The following is a 25938-nucleotide window of genomic DNA, read 5'->3' on the forward strand; positions in this document are numbered from 1 at the left end:
TAAACGTATGATTCAAATGAATTAACAGCTGCGCCCGAGAAATTACTTGAGGTCCGGGTCCGGCTCCTGTGCGGTCAGGCGCCAGATGCCGAACGGCAGATGCCAGGGTTCGATCCGCATCCACTGGGTCTTGCCGTACCAGCTCCAGCGATGGCCATTCATCAGGTCCTCGCCCTGGGTATGGGCGTCATCCGGCAGGCCGAGCTCCCACAGCGGCAACTCGAAATTCGCTTCCTGGGCGTTGTGCGGATCGAGACTGATGGCCACCAGAATGAAGTTCGACAGGTCTGGTGTGCGCTTGCCGAAGTAGAGGATGTTGTCGTTCCAGGCCATGTAGGCCTTGAAGCCCAGGTGCGTCTGCAGTGCCGGGTTCTGCCGTCGGATGCGGTTGAGCTGGGCGATCTCGGCGATGATGTTGCCCGGTGCGTGGTAGTCGCGGACGCGAATCTGGTACTTCTCCGAGTCCAGATACTCTTCCTTGCCCGGAATCGCCGCCGACTCGCATAGCTCGAAGCCCGAGTACATGCCCCACAGCCCCGAGCCCATGGTCGCCAGCGCGGCGCGGATCAGGAACCCGGCGCGGCCGGAGTCCTGCAGGAAGAACGGATTGATGTCCGGCGTGTTGACGAAGAAGTTGGGCCGATAGCAGTCTCGCAGCGGGGGCTCGTTCAGTTCGGTGAGGTACTCGCTCAGTTCCGCCTTGGTGTTGCGCCAGGTGAAGTAGGTGTAGCTCTGGCTGTAACCGATCTTGCCCAGACGCGCCATCATGCCGGGGCGAGTGAAGGCCTCGGAGAGGAACATCACGTCGCGGTCGCGCTCGCGGATATCGGCGATCAGCCACTCCCAGAACGGCAGCGGCTTGGTGTGCGGGTTGTCGACCCGGAACACCTTCACGCCCTGCTCCACCCAGTGCCAGACCACGTCACGCAGTGCCAGCCAGAGGTCTGGCATGGCATCTTCGGCATAGAAGTCGACGTTGACGATGTCCTGATACTTCTTCGGCGGGTTCTCGGCGTATTTGATCGTGCCGTCCGGGCGCCAGGAGAACCAGCCCGGGTGCTCTTTCAGCCAGGGGTGGTCCTGCGAGCACTGGATGGCGAAATCCAGGGCGATCTCAAGGCCATGCTCGCGAGCCGCTGCGACCAGCTCGCGGAAATCATCCAGCGTGCCCAGCTCGGGATGGATGGCGTCGTGGCCGCCCTCTTCGCTGCCGATGGCATAGGGACTGCCCGGATCGTTCGGCCCGGCGTGCAGGCTGTTGTTCGGACCCTTGCGGTGCTGGCGACCGATCGGGTGGATCGGCGGGAAATACAGCACGTCGAAGCCCATGTCGCGAATTGCCGGCAGACGCTTATGCACATCACGGAAGGTGCCGTGGCGATTGGGATCGTCGGTCTCCGAGCGCGGGAACAGTTCGTACCAGCTGGCGAACTGCGCCAACGGGCGTTCCACGTCCAGCGGATACACACGGCTGCGGCTGCAGTGCTCGCGTGGGTCTGCGGCAGCCATCGCCACGGCCGTCTCCGGTGCGAGCAGCAGTGACACGCGCTCGTCATCGGTATGCGCCATGCCGAGGCGGTGCATCAGATCGTCAAGCACCGCGCGGTTCTCGCCCTGGGCGCGGGCGGTGGCCTTCTCCAGCAGCAGACGCCCTTCTTCCAGCTCCAGATGCACCGGCACGCCGGCCGTGTGCTTCTTCGACAGCTCGTAGCGGTAGCTCTCGAACACATCCCACCAAGCTTCGATGACGAACTCATGCTCGGCGACCTGGGTGGGCGTGAACTGGCCTTGCCAGGCGTCGTTGCCGAGCAACTTCAGTCGTGCCCGCCGCCAGCTGGTTTCGCCTTTTTCACGCCAGCACACGGCGGCGGCCAGCTGGTCGTGGCCGTCGGCGAAAATCTTGCTGGTCACGACCACTGGCTGGCCGATGACCGCCTTGGCGGCAAAGCGCCCCTCATCCAGCACCGGCAAGGTGGATTCGATGGCGATGCGCGGCATCTGCAGGGCTTCTTCGAGTCGAGGGTGAATCGTCGCGGTAGGCTGTGCATCGCTCATCGAACGGGCTCCTGGGGCGCATGGGTTCGGGTTGCCCGAGCCGCCTCTGGACGCGTCATCGTGCGGTTCGGGAGGCGACCGGTACGGTTTTCGTCGGCTCTTTCTTCCGAGCCAAGTGACCCTGGAAAGTTCAGCCCCGGGCGGCCGTTAGCCAGCCCGTCCGGCGACCGGTCGAGCCTGGTGGAGCGCAATACGGCAGCTGCCGGTTTTAAGCCCCCCGTGAGTGTGTGCCGAACCCGACCACGCCGACGGTCGCCAGCGCCGCGAGCAGCGACGATTGGCCGGAACCTCGCCTACGTGGGCCGATCAATGCAGAACGGCCGCCAAGGCTGAGCGGGCGAACACCAGGAGAACGACGATGACTCACGTGCGACCCGATGTGCCGCAACCCGACCCGATCGTGCATGACAAGCCGGGCGATGTGCCGCAGGTGCCTTGTGCCGAGGAGCTGGACGAACACAAGCCCGGAGCGCCATATGGAAACCAGACCGTGGCGGATACCGACGATCCCCAGACGACCTGATCGTTCGCCGCCACACTGATGTCTCAACCTTTCTCCAGGCGCTTGAGCAGTGCCTGCGTCAGCCCCTGTCGAACGGCGCCGTAGCGGGCCCACGGGTCGCTGCGTAATGCCCGCAAACGCTCATCCAGGTTGCCGATGTTCCAGCGATCGGCTCTCTCCAGCTGCGCCAGCTCCTCACGCTCGACAGGCACGGATACCGCCAGCCCCGGACGCGCTCTGACCGAATAGGCGGCAACGGTGCTCGCCCCGCGCTGGTTGCGCAGGTAGTCCACGAAAATTCGCCCGACCCGATTCTGCGGGCCCATCTTGTCGACGAGCAGCGTTGGCGCCTCGCGCGCCAGCCGCTCGGTGACCGAGCGAGCGAACTGCCGGGCCAGGTCCCAGTCGTGCCGACGGTCGATCGGCACCACGACATGCATACCGCGGCCTCCGCTGGTCTTGAGAAAGGCCTGCAGCCCCAGGTCGTCCAGCAGCCGCAGCGTCAGCTCGGTCGCCTCCACCATGCTCGACCAGGGTAATGCGGGATCGGGGTCGAGATCGAAAATGACTCGATCGGGCCGCTCGACGCGATCACTGCGCGCGTTCCAGGTGTGGAACTCGACGGTACCCATCTGCACGGCCTCGATGACCGCGGTGATGTTGTCCGCCTGGATCAGCCGCGCATGCTCGGGATCGAGGTTTTTTGGCAGTGCGCGCATGTGCGGCATCTTCAGCCGACCGCAATGGCGTTGGAAAAAGCTTTCGCCGTCGACGCCTTCAGGTGCACGAACGATGGACAGTGGCCTGCCAGCCAATTGCGGCACCAATCGGTCGGCGACCGCCAGGTAGTACTCGGCCAGCGCAAGCTTGGTCGCGCCGCTGGCCTTGTCGATCACTCGCTGTGGATTACTGATGCCGACGCCGCCCACCAGCGGGCGGCCGGCGCTCTTGCGCTGCTCTGGCATGGGCTACCCCGATCAGCTCGCCTTTTTGCTGGATTTGCTGCCCGCCGCTGGCGCCTTGCGCGTGCGCGAAGCCGCCGAGGAAGATTTGCTAGTTTTGGCCTTGCTCGCAGTCTTGGGCTTGGCCGGCGCCTTTTCCTCCTCCTCGTGGTCGTCCTCTTTGCTGGCCTTGCCCGGCTTGGCAGCGAGGCTGCGCTTGAGCAGTTCGGTAAGGTCGATGACATCCGCCGAACGACGATCCACCGCTTCCTCCGGCCCGCCGACCGCTTCCAGCTTGCCTTCGCGGGCCTTCTTCTCCACCAGCTCCATGATCTGGTCCTGGAAGGTGTCCTTGTACTGTTCCGGCTTCCACTTCTCGGTCATGTCCTCGACCAGGCGCTTGGCCATGTCCAGCTCACGCTCGGCCAGGTCCGGATCGAGCGCTTCGTCCTTCAGCTCCAGGTATTCGACCCCGCGCACCTCGTCGGCCCAGCGCAGGGTGTTCATCACCAGCGCCTTACCCAGCGGCATTACCACCGCCAGGTGCTGCTTGTTGCGCAGCACCACATTGGCGATACCGACCTTGCCGGTCTGGATCAGCGTCTCGCGCAGCAAGGCGTAGACCTTTTCCCCGCGGCGGTCCGGCGTCAGGTAGTACGGCGTGTCGATGTAGAGAAAGGAAATGTCCTTGGCATCGACGAAAGCGACGATATCCACGGTCTGGGTCGCCTTGGGGTGCGCGCCTTTGATCTCGTCATCGCTGATCACGACGTAGTGGCCCTTCTCGTACTCCACGCCCTTGACGATGTTCTCGCTGTCAATGTCTTCGCCGGTGGTCTTGTTGATGCGCTTGTAGCCGACCCGGTCCATGCTGCGTTTGTCCAGCCAGTCGAAATCGATGCCCTGGCGGGTGGTGGCCGGTACCAGCGCCACCGGGATGTGTACCAGTCCGAAACTGACTGCGCCTTTCCAGATCGTGCGTGGCATGGTCGTTCTCCAAGCGTTGATGTGGCCGAGCCATTCGTTGGCCCGGCAATGGGTCAGCCGTTGACCACGGTGCCGCCGTTGACGTGGATCACCTGGCCGCTGACGTAGGCTGCATCGCTGCTGGCCAGGTAGACATACGCTGGCGCCACTTCAGCGGGCTGGCCGGGGCGCTTCATCGGCGTGTTGGAGCCGAATTCGGCGACCTCGTCGGCATCGAAGGTCGACGGAATCAGCGGCGTCCAGATCGGTCCCGGCGCGACGCCGTTGACGCGGATGCCACGCTCGGCGAGGTTCATCGACAGCGAACGGGTGAAGGCCGTGATCGCGCCCTTGGTGGCCGAATAGTCCAGCAGCTGCGGGCTGCCCTTGTAGGCGGTAACCGATGTGGTGTTGATGATCGAAGCGCCCTTGCCGAGATGCGGTAGCGCCGCCTTGGTCATCTGAAACATACCGAAGATGTTGGTGCGGAAGGTCTTCTCCCACTGCTCTTCGCTGATGTCTTCGAGCTTTTCCTGCGGGTGCTGCTCGGCGGCGTTGTTGACCAGGATGTCGAGCTTGCCGAACGCGGCGAGGGTTTCGTCGATGACCTTGCGGCAGACCTCGCGATCGGCCACGTCACCGGCGAAGGTCAGGCAGCGACGGCCGTACTGTTCGACCACGGTGCGGGTTTCCTCAGCGTCCTGATGCTGGTCGAGGTAGAGAATTGCCACGTCGGCGCCCTCACGGGCGTAGAGCACGGCCACCGAGCGCCCGATGCCGCTGTCACCACCGGTGATGATCGCCACCTTGCCTTCGAGCTTGCCCGCCGCCTTGTAGTCTTCGCCGCGGTATTCCGGGCGCGGGTTCATCAGCCCTTCCTTGCCGGGCTCGGGCTGCTCCTGCGGCGGTAGGGTCTGATTGTCTTCAGCCATGGAAAATCCTCCGTCAAGGTTATGAGCCTGTCTTCGGAGGACTTGAACGGCGCGAGAAAAGTTTCTGCGGGGCGATGAGAGGGCCCTGTACAGGGCCCTAGAAGGGTCAGTTCAGCGTCAGCACGACGCGCCCGCGTGGCACGCCGCTTTCGACATACTGGTGGGCTTCGACTGCCTGCTCGAACGGGAACTGGCGGTCGAGCTGCGGCCAGATCAGCCGGTCCACGGTGAGCTGGTTGATATGCTGCAGCGCACGCTCCACGGCTTCACGGTTCTGCTCGATGCCCAGCTCCGGCTGCCCGGTGAAGTCGCACAGGCAGTGCAGGAAGAACTTGAAGTTCTTCTTGAAGGCCGCACACACCGGCAGGGCCGTTTCGTTGCCGCCGTTCATGCCATAGAGGATCAGCTTGCCCAGCGGCGCCATGACGTCGCCGAGCAGTTTCATCTGCGAACCGCCACAGGCATCCAGCACCACGTCGACGCCGCGGCCTTCGGTCACCTTCTGCAGGCGGCCGACCAGGTCTTCCTCTTCGGTGACGATCACCGTCTCCGCGCCCAGCTCGCGCAGGTAGTCGCGGTCCTCGCTGGTGTCGCAGGTGGCGATCACCCGGCCGCCCAGCGCGTTGGCCAGCTGTACGGCTGCCGGCCCAGTGCAATGAGCCGCCTGGTTGATCAGCACGTACTGGCCGGGTTCCAGCTGAGCCAGTTCGACCAGCGCGAAATAGCTGACCAACATCGGCGTGTAGTGGATCGCCGCCTCACTGGCGCTGAGCATGTCCGGGTAACGCACCAGCGCCTGCTGCGGCAACAGCGCATGCTCGGCGTAGAGCGGATACTGATTGAGATCGTGGGCCGGGAAGCCGGCAACATGATCGCCGACACTGAAGCCCTGAACGCCCTCACCCACCGCCAGCACCTCGCCCGCCACCTCGCTGCCGACCCCGGCAGGCAGACGCGCGTGTCGTGGCGCGAGGTCCTGGCGCCAAAGCACGTCATTCCAGCTGACGCCGATGGCGCGCACGCCAATCAGCACCTCGCCTGGGCCGGCAACCGGCATCGCGCGTTCCTCGTGGCGCAACACGTCGGCCGGGCCGAACTGATGAAAACGGATGATGCGGGACATTTCGACCCCTCACTTACTACTGTGCGAACGGACTCTATCGTCAGTATCGTCACAACTCCAGTGAACGGCGTGGATTCCCATCGATAGTTCCCATGCGCAGTAATGATGGAACTACGTATGTATGCTTGCCGGCGCATTGCAGCTTTGTGCATTTCGAAAGCGGGATCGGGCATGCCGTTGGTAGCCGAAGCTGTCTAGAATGCAGACCACCCTCCAGAGCCGGACGCCTCCTGGTCCGGCTGCAGGCTCGACGTGAACCAGGTATGAATCGCAACGACCTTCGCCGTGTTGACCTCAATCTGCTGATCGTCTTCGAAACGCTGATGCACGAGCGCAGCGTGACCCGCGCAGCGGAAAAGCTGTTTCTCGGCCAGCCGGCGATCAGTGCCGCCCTGGCACGACTGCGCACGCTGTTCGACGATCCGCTCTTCATCCGTACTGGCCGCAGCATGGAGCCGACCGCCCGCGCGCTGGAGATCGCCCAGCTGCTTTCACCGGCGCTGGACTCGATCTCCACCGCCGTTAGCCGCGCCTCGACCTTCGACCCGGCAACCAGTAGCCAGGTGTTTCGCATCGGCCTGACCGATGAAGTCGAGTTCGCCCTGCTACCGCCGCTGCTGCGCCGCCTGCGCGCCGAAGCGCCGGACGTGGTGCTGGTGGTGCGCCGCGCCAACTATCTGTTGATGCCCGGCCTGCTGGCGTCCGGTGAGATATCGGTGGGCGTCTGCTACACCGAGGAGCTGCCGGCCAACGCCAAGCGCAAGGTACTGCGCCGGCCCAAGCCGATGCTGCTGCGTGCCGACAGCATTCCCGGCCGGCTGAGCATGGAGGACTACTGCAGCCGTCCGCATGCGATGGTCTCCTTTGCCGGCGACCTCAGCGGCTATATCGACGAGGAACTGGCGCTGCACGGCTGCAAGCGCAAGGTGGTCCTGGCGGTGCCGCAGTTCAACGGCCTTGCCAGCCTGCTTGCCGGCACCGACATCATCGCCACCGTCCCGGACTACGCCGCCGCGGCGCTGGCGGCCAACGGCGGCGTGCGCGCCGAACCGCTGCCGTTTCAGACCAGCCAGGATTTCGAGCTGTCCATGGCCTGGCGCGGCGCCCAGGACAACGACCCCGCCGAGCGCTGGCTGCGCTCGCGCATCCAGATGTTCGTCGGCGATCCGGATAGTCTCTGACAGGCCCGACGCCTGGGGCTTCGCGGCGCGTGCCGGGTAGCCAGGCCTGCTCACGCCAGTGATGCGCTGACCGGTTTTTCGTGGCTTCCAGCGTGGTCGCTGGGGAATGCCGCTCCGAGGCTTCGGCGGCGGCAGGGTTCATTCGCGGCCAATACTGCTCCCACGCATAGGTGAGCAATATCCTCGCGCTGCGCTGATAACGAATGCGCAACCATCACCGCCAATGATATTCACCTTTGCCTCGTTCGATTTTTGCTGAACGGCTTGACCACGCAGACTCCTGCCATCAACAAATCCGACTTGCGGAGTCAAGCATGGAACGTTCGTTCAACGCCTTGCGTTTTCCCCTTATCGCCCTGACGGTGCTGATCACCGCCGCTTGTGGCAAGGCACCGGAGGCCACCCAGTCGGGCATGCCGCCGCCCGCCGTCAGCGTCGCGGAAGTCATCGAGCAGCAGGTGACCGAGTGGGATGAACTCACTGGTCGCCTGGAAGCGCCGGAGTCGGTGGAGATTCGCCCGCGCGTGTCCGGTTTCATCGACAAGGTGGCCTTCGAGGAAGGCGCGCTGGTGAAGAAAGGCGACCTCTTGTTCCAGATCGACCCGCGCCCGTTCCAGGCTGAGGTCAAGCGCCTGCAGGCGCAACTGCAACAGGCTCGCGCCAACCAGCAACGCACCGTCGCCGAAGCCGAACGCGGCGAGCGCCTGCGCAAGAAGAACGCGATTTCCGACGAGCTCGCCGACGCCCGCGTCAGTGCCGCCAGCGAAGCCCGCTCGGCAACCGCGGCGATTCAGGCGCAACTGGACCGCGCGCAGCTGGATCTCTCCTTCACCCGCGTGACCGCACCCATTGACGGCCGCGTCGGCCGGGCGCTGATCACCGCCGGCAACCTGGTCAACGCCGGCGAGGCGCTGCTGACCACGCTGGTCTCCACCGACAAGGTCTATGCCTATTTCGAGGCTGATGAGCGTACCTACCTCAAGTACCGCGAGCTGGCGCGCAACGGCGACCGTGGCGAGGCGACCCCGGTCTACCTCGGCCTGTCCAGCGAGGACGGTCACCCGCACCTGGGCCACATGGACTTCGTCGACAACCAGGTCGACCCGCGCACCGGCACCATCCGCGGTCGCGCCGTGTTCGACAACCGTGACGGCAGCTTCACCCCCGGCCTGTATGCACGCCTGAAGCTGGTCGGCAGCGCGACCTACGACGCCGTGCTGATCAAGGACGTCGCCGTCGGTACGGATCTGGGCAAGAAGTTCGTCCTGGTACTGGCCGAAGACGGCACTGTCGCCTACCGCCCGGTCGAGCTCGGTCCCAAGCTGGAAGGGTTGCGCATCGTCCGCAGCGGCCTGGCCAAGGGCGAAAGCATCGTGGTGAACGGTCTGCAGCGGGTGCGCCCGGGCAGCCCGGTGCAGCCGGATTCGGTGCCGATGGCCGACGCCGAAACGCTGGCCACCCTGCGCCAGCAGAACCGCGCGATCAGCGAGGCGATGAAACCGCAGGTCGTCGAGCGCAGCCTGGCTCAGCGTCCTAGCAGCTGAGCACCTCCCGCAACTGACCTGAACTCCGGCGCGCCTGCCGCGCCAATCCGATCGATCCGCCAGGGCGCCAGACGCGCGCCCTACCCCGGAGTGCGCCATGAATTTCTCGCAATTCTTCATCAAACGGCCGATTTTCGCCGCCGTGCTGTCGCTGGTGATCCTCATCGGCGGGGCCATCTCGCTGTTCCAGCTGCCGATCAGCGAATACCCCGAAGTCGTCCCGCCCACCGTGGTGGTGCGTGCCAACTTCCCCGGCGCCAACCCCAAGGTGATTGGCGAAACCGTCGCCTCGCCGCTGGAACAGGCCATCACCGGCGTCGAGGGCATGCTCTACATGTCGTCCCAGGCGACCGCCGACGGCAAGCTGACCCTGACCATCACCTTTGGCCTGGGCACTGATCTGGACAACGCCCAGGTGCAGGTGCAGAACCGCGTCACGCGCACCATGCCGACCTTGCCCACCGAGGTGCAGCGCCTCGGCGTGACCGTGGACAAGGCGTCACCGGACCTGACCATGGTGGTGCACCTGACCTCGCCGGATCAGCGCTACGACATGCTCTACCTGTCCAACTACGCCGCACTCAACGTCAAGGACGAGCTGGCGCGACTGGATGGCATCGGCGATGTGCAGCTGTTCGGCATGGGCGATTACTCCCTGCGCGTCTGGCTCGACCCGGAAAAAGTCGCCTCGCGCAACCTCACCGCATCGGACGTGGTCAATGCGATTCGCGAGCAGAATCGCCAGGTTGCTGCAGGTTCTCTGGGCGCACCGCCGGCACCGGGCGCGACGGACTTCCAGCTGTCGATCAACACCCAGGGCCGTCTGGTCACCGAGGAAGAATTCGAGAACATCATCATCCGCGCCGGCGAAGACGGTTCGATCACCCGCCTGCGGGACATCGCCCGTGTCGAACTGGGCTCCAGCCAGTACGCGCTGCGTTCGCTGCTGAACAACCAGCCCGCCGTCGCCATTCCGGTATTCCAGCGCCCGGGTTCGAACGCCATCGAGATCTCCGACTCGGTGCGCGCACGCATGGCCGAGCTGAAACGCGACTTCCCGGAAGGCGTGGACTACGAGATCGTCTACGACCCGACCATCTTCGTGCGCGGCTCCATCGAGGCAGTGGTGCATACGCTGCTCGAGGCCATCGTGCTGGTGGTGCTGGTGGTGATCCTGTTCCTGCAGACCTGGCGCGCCTCGATCATTCCACTGGCCGCGGTGCCGGTGTCGCTGATCGGCACCTTCGCGGTCATGCACCTGCTCGGTTTCTCGCTCAACGCGCTGTCGCTGTTCGGCCTGGTGTTGGCCATCGGCATCGTGGTGGACGACGCCATCGTCGTGGTGGAAAACGTCGAGCGCAACATCGGCCTCGGCAAGTCGCCTGAGGAAGCGACCCGTCAGGCCATGAAGGAAGTGACCGGGCCGATCATCGCCACGGCGCTGGTGCTCTGCGCGGTGTTTATCCCGACGGCGTTCATTTCCGGCCTCACCGGGCAGTTCTACCAGCAGTTCGCGCTGACGATCGCCATTTCCACGGTGATCTCGGCGTTCAACTCCCTGACCCTGTCGCCGGCACTGGCCGCCGCACTCCTCAGGTCGCACGACGCACCAAAGGACGGCTTCTCGCGTCTGCTCGATCGGATTTTTGGCGGCTGGCTGTTCGCCCCATTCAACCGCATGTTCGACCGCGCCAGCCACGGCTACGTCGGCCTGGTGCGGCGCATCCTGCGCGGCAGCGGCATTGCGCTGGTGGTCTATGTCGGACTGGTCGGCCTCGGTTACATGGGCTTCGCCAGCACGCCGACCGGTTTCGTGCCACCGCAGGACAAGCAGTACCTGGTCGCCTTCGCCCAGTTGCCGGACGCCGCCACCCTGGACCGCACCGAGGACGTGATCAAGCGCATGTCGGAAATCGCCGGCAAGCACCCGGGCGTGGAGAACACCGTGGCCTTCCCGGGCTTGTCGATCAACGGCTTCACCAACAGCCCGAACAGCGGCATCGTCTTTACTCCGCTCAAGCCCTTCGATGAGCGCAAGGATCCGTCACTCTCGGCCAATGCCATCGCGGCAGATCTGAACGGCCAGTTCGCGCAGATCCAGGACGCCTTTATCGCTATCTTCCCGCCGCCGCCCGTGCAGGGCCTGGGCACCATCGGCGGCTTCCGCGTGCAGGTGCAGGACCGCGGCAACCTCGGCTATGAGGAGCTGTACAGCCAGGTGCAGAACGTCATCGCCAAGAGCGCGGACTATCCGGAGCTGGCCGGCCTGTTCACCAGCTATCAGGTCAACGTGCCGCAGGTGGATGCCGACATCGACCGGGAGAAGGCCAAGACCCACGGCGTGCCGATCGACGAGATCTTCGACACCATGCAGGTCTATCTGGGCTCGCTGTACGCCAACGACTTCAACCGCTTCGGCCGTACCTATCAGGTCAACGTCCAGGCCGACCAGAAGTTCCGCCTGGCACCGGAGCAGATCGGTCAGCTGAAGGTGCGCAACAACCGCGGAGAGATGGTCCCGCTGTCGACCTTCGTCAACGTCACGGACAGCGCCGGCCCGGATCGGGTGATGCACTACAACGGCTTCCTCACCGCCGAGATCAACGGCGCGGCCGCGCCGGGCTACAGCTCCGGTCAGGCCGAGGCGGCCATGGAGCGTCTGCTCAAGGCTGAGTTGCCGAATGGCATGAGCTACGAATGGACCGAGCTGACCTACCAGCAGATCCTCGCCGGCAACACCGCGATATTCGTCTTCCCGCTCTGCGTGCTACTGGCCTTCCTGGTGCTGGCAGCGCAATACGAGAGCTGGAGCCTGCCGCTGGCGGTGATCCTGATCGTGCCGATGACGCTGCTCTCGGCGATCACCGGGGTGATCCTCGCCGGTAGCGACAACAACGTGTTCACCCAGATCGGCCTGATCGTGCTGGTGGGCCTGGCATGCAAGAACGCCATCCTCATCGTCGAGTTCGCCAAGGACAAGCAGGAGGAAGGCATGGACCGGCTGGCCGCAATCCTCGAAGCCTGCCGCCTGCGTCTGCGGCCGATCCTGATGACCAGCTTCGCCTTCATCATGGGCGTGGTGCCGCTGGTGCTTTCCAGCGGGGCCGGTGCCGAGATGCGTCATGCCATGGGCGTCGCGGTGTTCAGCGGCATGCTCGGCGTCACCTTCTTCGGCCTGCTGCTGACCCCGGTGTTCTATCTGGTGATTCGTGCCTTCGTCGAGAAACGCGAAGCCCGCAAAGCGGTTTACAAGGAGGCCCGCGCATGAAGTTCTTCGCCCTTTCCCTGCTCACTCTGGCACTGAGCGCCTGTGCGGTAGGCCCCGATTACCGGGCACCGCAGCCGGAACCGGCGCGTATCGATAGCGCTTCGGCTGGCGAATACGACCACTCACGCTTCGAAGCGGCCTGGTGGCAGCAGTTCGACGACCCGACGCTGGACGCCCTGGTCGGCGAAGCCCTGGCCGAGAACCGCGAACTGCGCATCGCCTATGCCCGCCTACGGGCGGCACGGGCTATTCGCGATGACGTCAGCAATGATCGTCTGCCCACTGTCACTGCCGGCGCCAGCGCCGATATCGGCAAGGCCCAGCAACCCGGCGTGACCGAACAGCGCGTGAATGCCGAGCGCTACGACCTCGGGCTGGACATGGCCTGGGAGCTGGACCTGTTCGGCCGCATCCAGCGCCGCCTGGAATCCAGCGAGGCGCAGGCTGATGCCGTCGAGGCCGAGCTCTACCAGCTGCAGGTCAGCCTGATTGCCGAGCTGGTGGATGCCTACGGTCAGCTGCGCGGTGCCCAGCTGCGTGAGCGCATCGCCCGCGACAACCTGGCCAACCAGCGCAATTCCCATGAACTGACCGAACAGCTGCGCGAAGCGGGCGTCGGCAGCGAGCTCGACGTTCTACGCGCCGATGCCCGTCTGGCGGCCACCGAGGCCAGCCTGCCACAGCTCAGGGCGCAGCAGGCGCGTGCGCGCAACCGCATCGCCACCCTGCTCGGCCAGCGCGCCGATCAGCTCAGCGTCGACCTCTCGCCCCGCGAGCTGCCGGCAATCGCCAAGCCGCTACCGATTGGCGATCCCGGCGAGCTGCTGCGCCGGCGCCCGGACATTCGTGCAGCCGAGCGTCAGCTGGCTGCGGCCACTGCCGATGTCGGCGTGGCGACGGCCGACCTGTTTCCGCGCGTGAGTCTGTCGGGCTTTCTCGGCTTCGTTGCCGGGCGCGGCTCGCAGATCGGTTCCAGCGCGGCGCGGGCCTGGGGCGTGGCGCCGAGCATCAGCTGGGCAGCATTCGACCTGGGCAGCGTGCGGGCCCGCCTGCGTGGTGCCGAAGCCGACGCCGATGCGGCGCTGGCCAGCTATGAGCAACAGGTATTGCTGGCACTGGAAGAGTCAGAGAACGCCTTCAGCGACTACGCCAACGCCCAGCAGCGCCTGCTTTCTTTGGTCCGCCAGTCGACAGCCAGCCGCGCAGCCGCGCAGCAGGCGGAGATCCGCTATCGCGAAGGCACTGCCGATTTCCTCGTGCTGCTAGATGCCGAGCGCGAGCGCCTGACGGCCGAAGACGCTCAGGCGCAAGCCGAAGTGGAGCTCTATCGCGGGGTGGTGGCGCTGTACAAGGCCCTTGGCGGTGGCTGGGAAGTCCCCGAGCAGACGCCGCGAACGGCCGCGGCAGAGCAGTTGCAGTCCGAGGGAGGTCGCGCAGAAATGTGACACGGTGCCGCTCCCGCCGGGTTGGTTGGGGAAAGCGCTTTCAGTCGTCACCTATCTTTGGCATAAGGAGCGGCTGAAAGCCTAGAAGCGTCCTCGCGGTCGGTCCGCCTGGATGCACTGCCAACCAACCAGAATAAAGAGTCTTTCATGAAGCCGATCATTACCCTTGCCGGGCTTGTGCTGGCGGTCACCAGCGCATTCGCCCAGGCGGAGCCCATCGTCATCAAGTTTTCTCACGTAGTGGCCGAAGACACGCCCAAGGGCAAGGGTGCGCTGATGTTCAAACGCCTGGCCGAAGAGCGCCTGCCCGGCCAGGTAAGCGTCGAGGTCTACCCGAATTCGACGCTGTTCGGTGATGCCACGGAGCTGGAGGCATTGCGCAACAACGAAGTGCAGCTGCTGGCACCGTCACTGGCGAAGTTCGAGCAATACACCAAGCAGCTGCAGGTATTCGACCTGCCCTTCCTGTTCGACGATATCGACGCGGTAAACCGCTTCCAGAAGCGCACCAAGGGCAAGCAGCTGCTGCGCTCTATGGAAGACCAGAACATCACCGGCCTGGCCTACTGGCACAACGGCATGAAGCAGCTCTCGGCGACCCGCATGCTACGCCAGCCGAGCGATGCCTCGGGGCTGAGCTTCCGCATTCAACCGTCGGCCGTGCTCGAGGCGCAGTTCGGTGCTGTCGGCGCATCGACCCAGAAGATCGCCTTCGCCGATGTCTACGACGCCCTGCGTACCGGCACCGTACAGGGGGCGGAGAATCCCTGGTCGAACATCTACAGCAAGAAGATGCATACCGTGCAGCCCTACATCATCGAGAGCGACCACGGTGTGCTCGATTACATGGTGGTCAGCAACACCCGTTTCTGGATGGGCATGCCGCACAAGATCCGTTTCGAGCTGGAAGCCATCCTCGACGAGGTGAGCTACATGGTGAACCGCGAGGCCGAGGAGCTTAATCAGGCCGACCGCGAGCGCATTCGCCAGGCGGGAACGACCGAGATCGTCAGCCTGACCCCGGAAGAGCGCGAACGCTGGCGCGAAGCGATGCGTCCGGTTTGGCAGCAGTTCGAGCCGGTGATCGGCGCGGACATCATCAAGGCAGCCCAGACCGTCAATCGCAAGCAGCGCAATTGACCGCCGAAAGCGACGCCGCATAAGACGCAAAAGCCCCGCCGATCCGGCGGGGCTTTTTTTTTGGTGCCGGCTTCGCGGCCGGAATCAGGGCGCGTCCGGCGAGGTCGCAGCCGTCGGTGGCTGGTCCAGCTGCTGGCTATCCCAGCCACCGCCCAGCGCGGCGATCAGCAGCACACTGGCGGTCAGCCGATCGCCCAGCAGGGTCAGGTTGGTGCGCTCGTTGTTCAGCGCTGTGGTCTGCACCGTGGCAACGCTGAGGAAATCGACGGTGCCTGCCCGGTACTGGTTCTCGATCAGACGCAGGGACTCCTGTGCCGCCTCCAGCGCCTCGCGCTGCACCACCGCCTCCTCTTCCAGCACCCGCAGCTGCACCAGGTAATCCTCCACCTCGCGGAAGCTATCGAGCACGGTCTGCCGGTAAGTGGCCACGGTCTGGTCGTAACTGGCTTCGGCACGCTCCAGTTCGGCGCGCCGGCTGCCGAAGTCCAACAGTGTCAGCGCGAGTTGCGGGCCGAGCGACCAGAAACGGTTGGGCACACTGAACAGGTCGCTGAAGCTGCTGTTGCGGTAACCACCGCTCGCCGAAAGCGTCAGGTCCGGGTACCAGGCCGCTTCGGCAACGCCGATGTTGGCATTAGCCGCCATGACCTGGCGCTCGGCGGCGGCGATATCGGGGCGGCGTTCCAGCAGCTGTGACGGCACGGCCAGCGGCACGCCTGGCAACCCGGGGATGTCCTCGCGCACTGCAATATCCAGCTCCGAGGGCGCAACGCCGATGAGCACGGCGATCGCATGTTCCATCTGCGCCCGCTGCCAGCGCAGGTCGATGGCCTGGGCCTGGGTGCTCTTGAGCTGCGTCTGCGCCTGGGCGACGTCGGATTTCGGCACGATGCCGGCCCGATACTGGTTCTCGGTCAGGCGCAGCGAGCGTGCGTAAGCCGCGACGGTCTGGTCGAGCAGGCGTTGATGTTCGTCGATCACCCGCAGCTGCAGGTAGGTCTGCACCAGCTCGGCCTGCAGGCTCAGCCGCACTGCGGCCAAGTCTGCGGCGCTGGCCTGCATGCTGGCGCGGTTCGCTTCCAGATTGCGCCGCAGCCGGCCCCAGATATCCGCCTCCCAGGACGCACTCAGGCCCGCTTCGTAGCTTTCGCTGACGCCACTGCCGAACGAGCCGCCGCTGGTGTCAGAGCTGCCGCTGCCCTGCGCCGAACGGGTCACGCCGGCGCTGCCGGAAAGGATCGGGAACAGCTGAGAGCGTGCACCGCGTACCAGTGCCCGGGCCTGACGGAACTGGGCCTCGGCCGCGGCCAGGTTCTGATTGTCGACATTCAGTCGGGCGACCAGGGCGTCCAGCTCGGCATCGCCATAAAGCCGCCACCACTCGCCACGCTCCAGCACATCGGCCGGCGCCGCGGCTTTCCAGCCTTCGGCCTGTTTGAATTCGGTAGCCACGGGCAGCTCTGGACGTTGATAGTCCGGCCCCAGGGTACAGGCGCCCAACGACAGGGCCAGCACGGCAGCAGCGAGGGGCCGCAGGGCATGCTTCAGCGATGAGGGGTTCAGCGACGACGGATTCATAGCGGGTTTTCCAGGGCGGCATCGGTGCGAATACCGCGCCAGCTGTTGAAACGATGACGCAGGCGGTCCAGGTACAGATAGACCACCGGCGTGGTGTAGAGGGTCAGGATCTGGCTCAGCAGCAGGCCGCCGATGATGGTCAGACCCAGCGGCTGGCGCATCTCGGCGCCCTCCGCGCCGCCGAGCAGCAGCGGCAGCGCGCCGAGAATGGCAGCCATGGTGGTCATCAGGATCGGCCGGAAACGCAGCAGGCAGGCGCGATGGATCGAATCGGCGGGCGACAGCCTGTCGTTGCGCTCGAACTGCAGGGCCAGGTCGATCATCAGGATCGCGTTCTTCTTCACCACGCCGATCAGCAGGAACAGCCCGAGCAGCGAGATCAGGCTGAACTGGTCGCCGGTAAGGATGATCGCCAGCAGCGCGCCGACCCCGGCCGATGGCAGTGTCGAGAGAATGGTCAGCGGATGGATGTAGCTCTCGTAGAGGATGCCCAGCACGATATAGACCAGCAGCAAGGCGCCGAGAATCATCAGTGGCTGGCCTTGCTGGGTGCTCTCGAAGGCGCTGCCGGTGCCGCCGAGGCGGCCCTGTACCTCACTCGGCATGCCGATGGCGGCTACCGCGCGCTCGATGGCCAGGGTCGCCTGATCGAGGCTGACGTCAGGCGCGAGGTCGAAATCGATGTTCTCCGCAGCGAACTGCCCGTCGTGGCTGACTCGATCCTCCTCCAGGCTGCGTTCGTAGCGGGCGAACGCGGCGAGCGGCACGCGTCGGCCATCCTCGGTGATGATGTGGATCTGCTCCAGTACCTCGGGGTACTGCGCGTAGCTGGGGTCGATCTCCATCACCACCTGGTACTGGTTGAGCGATTCGTAGATGGTGGAAATCTGCCGCTGGCTGAAGGCGTTGTTGAGCAGCGTGGTCACCGTGCTCATGTCGATGCCCAGACGCTTGGCCGCATCGCGATCGATCTTCAGGCTGATCTGCTGCGCGCCCTCGCCGTCATTGGCGTCGATGCTGGTCAGTTCCGGCAGCGCCGACAGTGCCTGGGTGACCCGCGGCACCCAGGTGCGCAGGTCGTTCAGGTCGCTCGCCAACAACGTGTAGGAATAGGCCGAGCTGCTCTGCCGGCCACCGCCGAACTGCAGGTCCTGATCGGCCATGAGGAACATGCGCCCGCCAGGCACCTTGGGCTGGTTCTTGCGGATGCGCTCGATGACCTTCTGCGCCGAGATCTTCCGCTCGCTCAGCGGTTTGAGGCGCACGATCATGAAGGCGTTGTTGATACCGCCCTGCCCGCCGATGAAGCCCGCCACGCTCTCCACCGCCGGATCCGCCAGCACCGCCTTGCGGAAGACTTCCATCTTCGGCTGCATGACCTGGAAGGACAGGCCGTCATCACCGCGGATAAAGCCGGTCAGCTGGCCGGTGTCCTGCTGCGGCAGGAAGGTCTTTGGCACCTGCACGTAGAGCACAACGTTCAGCGCGATGGTCGCCAGCAGGCTCAGCAGCGTGATGCGACGGTGCCGCAGTGCCCAGCTCAGCGACCGGTCGTAGTGACGCAGCAACCACTGATGGGCCTGGTGGCTCCAGCGCTGCAGGCGCCCTTCCTGCGCGGGCTGATGCGGTTTGAGCCAGCGCGCGCAGAGCATCGGTGTCAGCGTCAGCGAAACCAGCAGCGAGACCAGGATCGCCGCCGCCAGGGTGATGGAAAACTCGCGGAACAGCCGCTCGACGATGCCGCCCATGTAGAGGATGGAGACGAATACCACCACCAGTGAGAGGTTCATCGACAGCAACGTGAAACCGACTTCGCGGGTGCCGACGTAGGCGGCCTTCAACGGCGACATGCCGTCGTCGATATGCCGGGCGATGTTCTCCAGCACCACAATGGCGTCGTCCACCACCAGGCCCGCGGCCAGGATCAGCGCCATCAGCGAGAGGATGTTCAGCGAGAAGCCGAACAGGTACATCACGGCAAAGGTACCGACCAGCGACACCGGCACCGCCAGCGCCGGGATCAATGCAGTACGCAGGCTGCCGAGGAACAGGAACACCAGCACGATGACCAGCGCCACCGCGATCAGCAGCGTGCGTTCGGCCTCGTGCAGCGTGGCGCGGATCACCGGCGAGCGGTCCATGGCGATGTTCAGATCGACGCTGCCGGGCATGATCGCCTGCAGCGCCGGCAGTTCGCGGCGGATGCCCTCGATGGTTTCGATGATGTTGGCGCCGGCCTGGCGATTGACGATCAGCAGCACCGCCTGCTCGTTGTTGAAGAAGCCGCTGTTGTAGCGGTCCTCCACCGAATCGCGCACCTTTGCGACATCGCCCAGGCGCAGCGCTGCACCGTCCTGGTAGCGGATGATCAGCGGTGTGTAGTCGGCCGCCTCGTGCAGCTGATCGTTGGCGCGAACCTGCCAGTGGCGGTCCGCGTCCTCGACCATGCCCTTGGGTCGGCGCACGTTGCCGTTGGCGATGGTCTGGCGCACTTCGTCCAGCGACACGCCGTACTGCTCCAGCTGCTGCGGCTGCAGCTCGATGCGCACGGCGGGCAGCGAGCTGCCGCCGACCTGGATTTCGCCGACGCCGGACACCTGCGACAGCTTCTGCGCCAGGATGGTCGAGCCGATGTCGTACAGCTCGGCCTTGTCCAGCACGTCCGAGGTCAGCGAGAGCACCATGATCGGTGCCTGGGACGGATTGATCTTGCGGTAGGTGGGCATGCTGCGCATGCCGCTGGGCAGCAGGTTGCGCGCGGCGTTGATGGCCGCCTGCACGTCGCGGGCGGCGCCATTGATCTCGCGGTCCAGGTCGAACTGGATGATGATCCGCGTCGAGCCCTGGCTGCTGCGACTGGTCATCTGGCTGACGCCGGCGATGCTGCCCAGCGAGCGCTCCAGTGGCGTGGCCACGCTGGAGGCCATGATCTCCGGGCTGGCGCCGGGTAGGCTGGCCTGCACGGTGATTACCGGGAAATCCATGTTCGGCAGCGGCGATACCGGCAGCAGGCCGAAGCTGACACCACCCAGCAACAGGATCGCCAGACTGAGCAACATGGTCGCCACGGGACGGGCGATAAAGGGTGCGGAAAGGTTCATACCCGCCCCCGCACGATCGCAGGCCGGCTCACGCTTGAGCCTCCGCCAGCGGCTCGCGGCGACGCCCAAAGCGCTGGCCGAGGCGGTCGAAGAACAGGTAGATCACCGGTGTGGTGAACAGCGTCAGCAGCTGGCTGAGCAGCAGACCGCCGACCAGCACCAGGCCGAGCGGCTGGCGCAACTCGGCACCGGAGCCGGATGCCAGCATCAGTGGAATCGCACCGAACAGCGCCGCCAGCGTGGTCATCAGGATCGGCCGGAAACGCAGCAGCGCCGCGCGATAGATCGCGTCCTGCGGACTCATGCCCTGCTGCCGTTCGGCCTCCAGGGCGAAGTCGATCATCATGATCGCGTTCTTCTTGACGATGCCGATCAAGAGGATGATGCCGATGATCGCGATCAGCCCGAGGTCGTTACCGGTCAGCAACAAGGCTAGCAAGGCACCGACCGCCGCCGAGGGCAGGGTGGAGAGGATGGTGATCGGGTGGATATAGCTCTCGTAGAGCACGCCGAGCACGATGTACATGGTCACCACCGCGGCGAGGATCAGCAGCAGCGTGCTCGACAGCGAGGCGCGGAACGCCTCGGCCGCACCCTGGAAGCGCGTCTGGATACCGGCCGGCAGGCCGATCTCCTGCTCCACCGCTTCGATCACTTCCACCGCCTTGCCGAGCGACACGCCGCTAGCCAGGTTGAACGACAGGGTCACCGCCGGGAACTGGCCGATATGGTTGATCAGCAAGGGCGCGTTGCGTTGTTCCAGCGTCGCCAGGCTGGACAGCCGCACCGGCGTGCCACCTTCGCTCTGCACGAATAGTTGCTCCAGCGCCTGCGGGCCGAGGCGGTTGCCCGCCTCTGCCTCCAGCACCACGCGGTACTGACTGGCCTGGGTGAAGATGGTGGAAATCTGCCGTTGGCCGAAGGCGTCGTACAGCGCATCGGTGATATCCGCAACCTGGATGCCCAGGCGCGCCGCGGCGTCGCGGTCGATGTCCAGATAGATCTGCAGACCGCTGCTTTGCAGGTCGCTGGCCACATCGGTCAGCTCCGGCCGCTCGCGCAGCGCCTCGACCAGCCGCGGCGTCCACTCCTGCAACAGCTCGCCGTCCGGCGTTTCGAGGCTGAACTGGAATTGCGTGCGGCTGATCCGGTCCTCGATGGACAGATCCTGCACCGGCTGCAGGTACAGCTCGATACCTGGCACCTTGGCCAGCTCCGGTCGCAGCCGGTCGATGATCTGGCTGGCAGTCAGGTCTCGCTCGCCGTGGGGCTTGAGATTGATCAGCAGGCGGCCGCTGTTGAGCGTGACGTTGTCGCCATCCACGCCGATGTAGGACGACAAGCTGTCCACCGCCGGATCGGCAAGAATCACCCGCGCCAGTGCCTGCTGGCGCTCGCTCATGGCGCGGAAGGAGATCGACTGCGGCGCCTCGCTGATGCCCTGGATCACACCGGTGTCCTGCACCGGGAAGAAGCCCTTGGGCACGGCGAGATAGAGCACGACGGTAAGGCCAAGCGTCGCAACTGCGACCAGAAGGGTCAGCGTCTGGTGGCGCAATACCCAGGTCAGCCAGCGCGAGTAACCGCCGATCAGGCGCTCGACCCAGTCAGGCTTGGCGTCGGCGGCCGTCTGCGGCTTGAGCAGCTTGGCGCACATCATCGGCGTCAGCGTCAGCGACACCACCAGCGAGATCAGAATCGCCACCGCCAGGGTGATGGCGAACTCGCGAAACAGCCGGCCGACGACGTCCTGCATGAACAGCAGCGGGATCAGCACGGCGATCAGCGAGAAGGTCAGCGAGATCAGCGTAAAACCGATCTGCCGTGCGCCCTTGAGCGCGGCGTTGAGCGGTGTCTCGCCCTCCTCCAGGTGCCGCGCGATGTTCTCCAGCATGACGATGGCATCGTCCACCACGAAGCCGGTGGCAATCGTCAGCGCCATCAAGGTCAGGTTGTTCAGGGAGAAACCGCAGACGTACATCACCGCGAAGGTGCCGACCAGTGACAGCGGCACGGCAATTGACGGGATCACCGTGGCCGAGAGCTTCTTGAGAAAGACGAAGGTGACCATCACCACCAGGAAGGTGGCGAGCATCAGCTCATGCTGCACATCGGTGACGGCGGCGCGGATGGTCTGGGTACGGTCGGTGAGCACCACCACATCCAGGCCGGCCGGCATGCTGGCCGTCACTTCCGGCAGCAGCGCCTGGATGCGTTCGACCACGTCGATGACATTGGCACCGGGCTGGCGCTGGACGTTGAGCAGCACCGCCTGGCTCTCGTTGGCCCAGGCCGCGAGGCGCTCGTTCTCGGCGCCGTCGATGATGTCGGCGACATCCTTAAGCCGCAGCGCGGCGCCATCCTCATAGGTGAGGATCAGCTCGGCATATTCCTCAGGCGTTTTCAGCTGGTCGTTGGCGTCGAGCATCGACACCCGGGTCGGGCCGTCGAAGTTGCCTTTGGGCTGGTTGACGTTGGAGCTGGTGATCAGCGAGCGCACGTCGGCCAGCGAAAGGCCGTACGCGGCAAGTGCTTCCGGGTTGGTGCGGATACGCACCGCCGGGCGCTGGCCACCAGCGATACTGACCATGCCGACGCCGTTGATCTGCGCCAGTTTCTGCGCCATGCGCGTGTCGACCAGATCATGCAGTTTGGGCAGCGGCAGCGATTCGGACGTCACGGCCAGGGTCAGCACCGGCGTGTCGGCCGGGTTGACCTTGTTGTACACCGGCGGCGCCGGCAGATCGTTGGGCAGCAAATTGTTCGCCGCGTTGATCGCGGCCTGCACTTCCTGCTCGGCCACATCCAGCGCCACGTCCAGCGAGAAACGCAGGGTAATCACCGAAGCGCCGCCGGAGCTGGTGGATGACAGCTGCTCGAGCCCCGGCATCTGCCCGAACTGGCGCTCCAGCGGTGCGGTAACGGCGCTGGTCATGACTTCGGGGCTGGCCCCGGGATACAGCGTCATCACACGGATCGTCGGGTAGTCCACCTGTGGCAATGCCGCCACTGGCAACAGCTTGTAGGCGATCAGTCCTGCCAGCAGGATTGCGATCATGCTCAGCGTGGTAGCAACCGGTCGCAGGATGAACAACCGCGAGATGTTCATCGCTCTTCGCGCTCCGCAGCCTCACCGCCCCCGAGCACCGGATTTTCCGCAGCCTGCTCGGCCATGCGCTGGCTGCCGACGACCTCCACTTCAGCGCCATCGCGCAGTCGGTCGGTGCCTTCCATCACCACCCGCTCGCCCACCTTCAAGCCGTCGAGCACCACCGTGGTCGCGCCGTTGGTAGGCCCGGCCTGCAACGTCCGTAGCTCCACCTTGTTGTCGTCGCCGACGACATAGGCGAAGGTGCCGCGCGAACCGAACTGCAGCGCCGCAGACGGAATCAACACGGCGTCACGCAGGGTCTCCACCCGCAGGCGCACGTTGACGAACTGGTTGGGGATCAGCAGCTCCGCTTCATTGTCGAAACGCGCCTTCAGTCGCAGCGTGCCGGTAGTCGCATCAATCTGGTTATCGATGCTCTCCAGCACGCCCTCGCCAAACTGGATCTTTTCACCGCGATCCCAGATCTGCACTGCAAGCTCATCGCCCTGGCGATAGCGCGTCAGCACCGGCAGCAACTCGCCTTCGGGCAGGGTGAAGCTGATGGACATCGGCTGGGTCTGGGTGATCACCACCAGCGGCGTGGTGTCGTTGGCAGCGACCAGATTGCCCACATCGAGCTGGCGCAGGCCGACCCGACCATCGATGGGCGAGCGAATCTGGGTGAACTCGAGATTCAGGCGCGCCTCGTTGACCGACGCCTGATTGGCGGCCAGCGTGCCCTGGTACTGGCTGACCAGCGCTTCCTGGGTATCCAGGGTCTGCTTGGCGATGCTGTCATCGGCGTAGAGACCGCGATAGCGCTCGAAATCCACCTGCGCGTTCTTCAGCTGCGCGCGGTTCTGCTGCAAGGTGCCCTCTGCCTGCTGCAGCGCGACCTTGTATGGGCGTGGGTCGATCACCGCCAGCAGATCGCCCTTCTTGACACGCTGCCCCTCCTCGAAACGCAGCTCGACCAGCTCGCCACCGACCCGGCTGCGCAGATTGACGGTATTCAACGGCGTCACGCTGCCGAGCGCCTTGTTGAAGACCTCGAATTCACCCTGCTCCACCTTGGCCACGCGCACGGGCACAGGCCCGCCAAACGCGCCGAAGCCCGGACGCCCGCCCGGCCGCTGAGGGGTTTCCTGAGGTGCAGGCCACAGCCACCAGACCAGCAGCCCGATGGCAGCTACGGCGAGGATGATGAGCAGCCAACGAAGGCTGGAACGCGCGGAAGAAGGATGAGCCACGGTCATGAACGGGGTTCGCTTGAAAAGGAGCGTGAACCATAAGCAGTCGCGAACCGCTCGCAAAGTGCCTTTACGGCATTTTTACGTATCGGCATGTATGAAGAGCCCCAGACAGGCCGGTGCGCGTCGGAACCATGTGCCGGGTCTTAAGTCTATTTAGCGTTCTTCTCGGGCACCGAGCTGCGAGGGGAAGAGCTGTAAGCAGGCCGTGTGGTCTGCCAGCACGTCGAATCGGACATTGTCGTGTCGCTAACGGGCCATCATCGATGGCCAGCAAGGATCAAGGAATGAATGTATCGCTGGTCATTCTGGCGTTGACCGTCGCCAGTTTTCTTCTCGGGTTTCTTCGCGATCTGTTCATCGCCCGCTCCTTCGGCCTCAGCTGGGAAGCGGACCTCATCTTCGTCGCCCTGATCCTGCCGCTGTTCTTCGAGAACTTCCTCGGCCTCGCCTTGCGCGACGCCATGATCCCTTACCTGCAGAAGCTGCGCAGCCAGTCGCAATCGCTATTCGAGGCGGTCGCGCGCTGGCTTTACTGGCGCATCATGCTGCTCGGTGGCGCGGCCTGCCTGCTGATACTGCTGACCAGCTACTGGGTGCTGAACGCCCTGGCACCGGGCTGGACACCGGAACAGGTCGCCAACGGACAACTGGTTTTCTGCGTCGGCGCGCTGCTGATCGGCGTACAGGCCGCGCTGTACTGCCAGGGCGCGTTGCTCAACATGGACAACGTGTTCGTCATGCCGATGACACGAACCCTGCTGCTCAATGCCGGGGCCATCATCGGGATTCTGCTGTTCGAACCCAGCGGCATGGTGATCTTTCTCGGCATGCTTTTGCCGCAGTTGGCCCTGATCGTCGTGCAGCACCGCCGTATTCATTACCTGCGGGGAGAGGCGCAACCGCTGGAAAAAGGTCACGGCAGTCAGTTCGGCCTGGCATTCGCCCCGGTACTGATGGCCGCTGGCGCCCAGCAGGCGTGCATTTTGGCCGAGCGGATGTTCGCCTCATTCCTTGAGGAAGGCAGCATCACCATGCTGTCGTTCGCCTTCCGCATCGTCACCATCCCGCTGACGCTGTACGCGATGTCCGTGCTTTCCGTGCTCTTTCCGCAGTTCTCCTCCAGCTGGAACGAGCAGGATCACAGCGCTCATGCCGCGGTGATTCGCAAGGGGCTGCTGGCGACGTTGCTGTTCCTCGTGCCGGCCACCGTCGTGCTTTGCTCCTTCCCGGAAGCGGTGGTCGCGGTACTGCTCGAGCGCGGCGAGTTCGGCGCCACGCAAACCCAGGCAACCGCCTCGCTGATGGTCATCTACGCGCTTGGTCTGCCGTCGATGGGGCTCGCCCTGCTCTGGGGCCGCGCCCTGCTCGCCCAGCACCAGGTTCGCCTGTTTCTGGTGATCACGCTGATCAGCTCGGCCATGACCATCGCCCTGGATGCCGCGCTTTACAAGCACTATGGCGCCGCAGGCCTGGCACTGGCCTTCTCCAGCGGTGTCACGCTGCAGGCGCTGTTCATGGGGTTGTTCGTCTATCGCGCCTCGCCCAAGGGCGCCGGTGTGGCTGTGCTCGCGCGCTGGGCCGCGACAGCAGCGGTACTGGCCGCCGCGCTGCACTTCGTGCCCCAGCCACAAGGCTTTATCGAACTCTGCGTCTATATCGGCCTGGTGCTGATCGGTTTCGCCGCCGGCGTGACCTTGCTCGGCGAGCGCGACCTGTTCAAGCCACGCTACTGGTCCATGCGCAAGGCCTGACGGCAACGCGGCGGTCCTGCATCGCCGCTCTTTCGATCATCACCGACAACAGAAACAAAAAGGCCGC

16 protein-coding genes are annotated in these 25938 nt (G+C 64.9%); 7 read left to right on the forward strand and 9 right to left on the reverse strand.

Annotation, left to right across the window (positions count from 1 at the left end):
- Window positions 1-42: 42 nt before the first annotated feature.
- A complete protein-coding gene (locus RT582_RS08545) occupies window positions 43-2055 on the reverse strand; it encodes an alpha-1,4-glucan--maltose-1-phosphate maltosyltransferase (RefSeq protein WP_313477151.1) in 2013 nt (670 codons plus the stop codon).
- Window positions 2056-2413: 358 nt separating this feature from the next.
- Between RT582_RS08545 and RT582_RS08550 the strand changes: the two genes are divergently transcribed.
- Entirely contained in the window at window positions 2414-2578 is a 165-nt protein-coding gene (locus tag RT582_RS08550; protein ID WP_003285031.1) for a hypothetical protein, read from the forward strand.
- A 23-nt stretch (window positions 2579-2601) separates the two neighbouring features.
- On the opposite strand, the gene ligD is transcribed toward RT582_RS08550, so the two are convergent.
- The 4 genes from ligD to RT582_RS08570 form a co-directional block, all read right to left on the reverse strand.
- Window positions 2602-3522, reverse strand: a complete 921-nt coding sequence (gene ligD / locus RT582_RS08555) for a non-homologous end-joining DNA ligase (RefSeq protein ID WP_313477152.1) — start codon at window positions 3520-3522, stop codon at window positions 2602-2604.
- A gap of 12 nt (window positions 3523-3534) precedes the next feature.
- The gene (gene ku, locus RT582_RS08560) at window positions 3535-4485 is read right to left on the reverse strand and encodes a non-homologous end joining protein Ku (RefSeq protein ID WP_041013761.1); all 951 of its coding nucleotides are present in this window, start codon (window positions 4483-4485) and stop codon (window positions 3535-3537) included.
- 53 nt (window positions 4486-4538) lie between these two features.
- A complete protein-coding gene (locus tag RT582_RS08565; RefSeq protein WP_313474866.1) occupies window positions 4539-5396 on the reverse strand; it encodes an SDR family oxidoreductase in 858 nt (285 codons plus the stop codon).
- A gap of 106 nt (window positions 5397-5502) precedes the next feature.
- Entirely contained in the window at window positions 5503-6519 is a 1017-nt protein-coding gene (locus tag RT582_RS08570) for a zinc-dependent alcohol dehydrogenase family protein (protein ID WP_313477153.1), read from the reverse strand.
- Window positions 6520-6782: 263 nt separating this feature from the next.
- On the opposite strand from RT582_RS08570, the gene RT582_RS08575 reads away from it, so the two are divergent.
- From RT582_RS08575 to RT582_RS08595, 5 genes are all read left to right on the forward strand, one after another.
- A complete protein-coding gene (locus tag RT582_RS08575; RefSeq protein WP_313477154.1) occupies window positions 6783-7700 on the forward strand; it encodes a LysR substrate-binding domain-containing protein in 918 nt (305 codons plus the stop codon).
- Between the two features lie 314 nt (window positions 7701-8014).
- Window positions 8015-9244: a multidrug efflux RND transporter periplasmic adaptor subunit MexE gene (gene mexE, locus RT582_RS08580; RefSeq protein WP_313477155.1), complete on the forward strand. Its 1230-nt coding sequence runs from the start codon at window positions 8015-8017 to the stop codon at window positions 9242-9244.
- Between the two features lie 97 nt (window positions 9245-9341).
- Window positions 9342-12512, forward strand: a complete 3171-nt coding sequence (locus RT582_RS08585; RefSeq protein ID WP_038660047.1) for an efflux RND transporter permease subunit — start codon at window positions 9342-9344, stop codon at window positions 12510-12512.
- Window positions 12509-13957 carry an efflux transporter outer membrane subunit gene (locus RT582_RS08590; RefSeq protein WP_313477156.1) on the forward strand — a complete coding sequence of 483 codons (1449 nt, stop codon included), beginning with the start codon at window positions 12509-12511 and terminating at the stop codon, window positions 13955-13957. The genes RT582_RS08585 and RT582_RS08590 overlap by 4 nt, the downstream gene beginning before the upstream one ends.
- Before the next feature lie 147 nt (window positions 13958-14104).
- Window positions 14105-15097 (forward strand): TRAP transporter substrate-binding protein, encoded by a 993-nt coding sequence (locus RT582_RS08595; protein ID WP_313477157.1) that lies wholly within the window; start codon window positions 14105-14107, stop codon window positions 15095-15097.
- A gap of 84 nt (window positions 15098-15181) precedes the next feature.
- Here RT582_RS08595 and RT582_RS08600 read toward each other — a convergent pair whose 3' ends face one another.
- Genes RT582_RS08600 through RT582_RS08615 form a run of 4 tightly spaced genes read right to left on the reverse strand, consistent with a single transcriptional unit; the run spans window position 15182 to window position 24123 of the window.
- The gene (locus RT582_RS08600; protein WP_313477158.1) at window positions 15182-16675 is read right to left on the reverse strand and encodes an efflux transporter outer membrane subunit; all 1494 of its coding nucleotides are present in this window, start codon (window positions 16673-16675) and stop codon (window positions 15182-15184) included.
- Complete coding sequence (locus RT582_RS08605) at window positions 16672-19776, reverse strand: efflux RND transporter permease subunit (protein ID WP_313477159.1); 3105 nt, start codon at window positions 19774-19776, stop codon at window positions 16672-16674. Before RT582_RS08605 ends, RT582_RS08600 begins: the two co-directional genes overlap by 4 nt.
- A 28-nt stretch (window positions 19777-19804) precedes the next feature.
- Entirely contained in the window at window positions 19805-22885 is a 3081-nt protein-coding gene (locus RT582_RS08610; protein WP_313477160.1) for an MdtB/MuxB family multidrug efflux RND transporter permease subunit, read from the reverse strand.
- A complete protein-coding gene (locus RT582_RS08615) occupies window positions 22882-24123 on the reverse strand; it encodes an MdtA/MuxA family multidrug efflux RND transporter periplasmic adaptor subunit (RefSeq protein ID WP_278433033.1) in 1242 nt (413 codons plus the stop codon). Before RT582_RS08615 ends, RT582_RS08610 begins: the two co-directional genes overlap by 4 nt.
- 281 nt (window positions 24124-24404) lie before the next feature.
- Between RT582_RS08615 and RT582_RS08620 the strand changes: the two genes are divergently transcribed.
- Window positions 24405-25871 (forward strand): lipid II flippase MurJ, encoded by a 1467-nt coding sequence (locus tag RT582_RS08620; RefSeq protein WP_023445346.1) that lies wholly within the window; start codon window positions 24405-24407, stop codon window positions 25869-25871.
- Window positions 25872-25938 lie beyond the last annotated feature (67 nt).

The organism is Stutzerimonas kunmingensis (assembly GCF_032106285.1).
GTDB lineage: Bacteria > Pseudomonadota > Gammaproteobacteria > Pseudomonadales > Pseudomonadaceae > Stutzerimonas > Stutzerimonas kunmingensis_B.

What these genes read in the sequence shown, in the direction of transcription:
- RT582_RS08545 (WP_313477151.1), bottom strand. Translation starts at nt 2,055, where the DNA reads ATGAGCGATGCACAGCCTACCGCGACGATTCACCCTCGACTCGAAGAA.
- RT582_RS08550 (WP_003285031.1), top strand. Translation starts at nt 2,414, where the DNA reads ATGACTCACGTGCGACCCGATGTGCCGCAACCCGACCCGATCGTGCAT.
- ligD (WP_313477152.1), bottom strand. Translation starts at nt 3,522, where the DNA reads ATGCCAGAGCAGCGCAAGAGCGCCGGCCGCCCGCTGGTGGGCGGCGTC.
- ku (WP_041013761.1), bottom strand. Translation starts at nt 4,485, where the DNA reads ATGCCACGCACGATCTGGAAAGGCGCAGTCAGTTTCGGACTGGTACAC.
- RT582_RS08565 (WP_313474866.1), bottom strand. Translation starts at nt 5,396, where the DNA reads ATGGCTGAAGACAATCAGACCCTACCGCCGCAGGAGCAGCCCGAGCCC.
- RT582_RS08570 (WP_313477153.1), bottom strand. Translation starts at nt 6,519, where the DNA reads ATGTCCCGCATCATCCGTTTTCATCAGTTCGGCCCGGCCGACGTGTTG.
- RT582_RS08575 (WP_313477154.1), top strand. Translation starts at nt 6,783, where the DNA reads ATGAATCGCAACGACCTTCGCCGTGTTGACCTCAATCTGCTGATCGTC.
- mexE (WP_313477155.1), top strand. Translation starts at nt 8,015, where the DNA reads ATGGAACGTTCGTTCAACGCCTTGCGTTTTCCCCTTATCGCCCTGACG.
- RT582_RS08585 (WP_038660047.1), top strand. Translation starts at nt 9,342, where the DNA reads ATGAATTTCTCGCAATTCTTCATCAAACGGCCGATTTTCGCCGCCGTG.
- RT582_RS08590 (WP_313477156.1), top strand. Translation starts at nt 12,509, where the DNA reads ATGAAGTTCTTCGCCCTTTCCCTGCTCACTCTGGCACTGAGCGCCTGT.
- RT582_RS08595 (WP_313477157.1), top strand. Translation starts at nt 14,105, where the DNA reads ATGAAGCCGATCATTACCCTTGCCGGGCTTGTGCTGGCGGTCACCAGC.
- RT582_RS08600 (WP_313477158.1), bottom strand. Translation starts at nt 16,675, where the DNA reads ATGAATCCGTCGTCGCTGAACCCCTCATCGCTGAAGCATGCCCTGCGG.
- RT582_RS08605 (WP_313477159.1), bottom strand. Translation starts at nt 19,776, where the DNA reads ATGAACCTTTCCGCACCCTTTATCGCCCGTCCCGTGGCGACCATGTTG.
- RT582_RS08610 (WP_313477160.1), bottom strand. Translation starts at nt 22,885, where the DNA reads ATGAACATCTCGCGGTTGTTCATCCTGCGACCGGTTGCTACCACGCTG.
- RT582_RS08615 (WP_278433033.1), bottom strand. Translation starts at nt 24,123, where the DNA reads ATGACCGTGGCTCATCCTTCTTCCGCGCGTTCCAGCCTTCGTTGGCTG.
- RT582_RS08620 (WP_023445346.1), top strand. Translation starts at nt 24,405, where the DNA reads ATGAATGTATCGCTGGTCATTCTGGCGTTGACCGTCGCCAGTTTTCTT.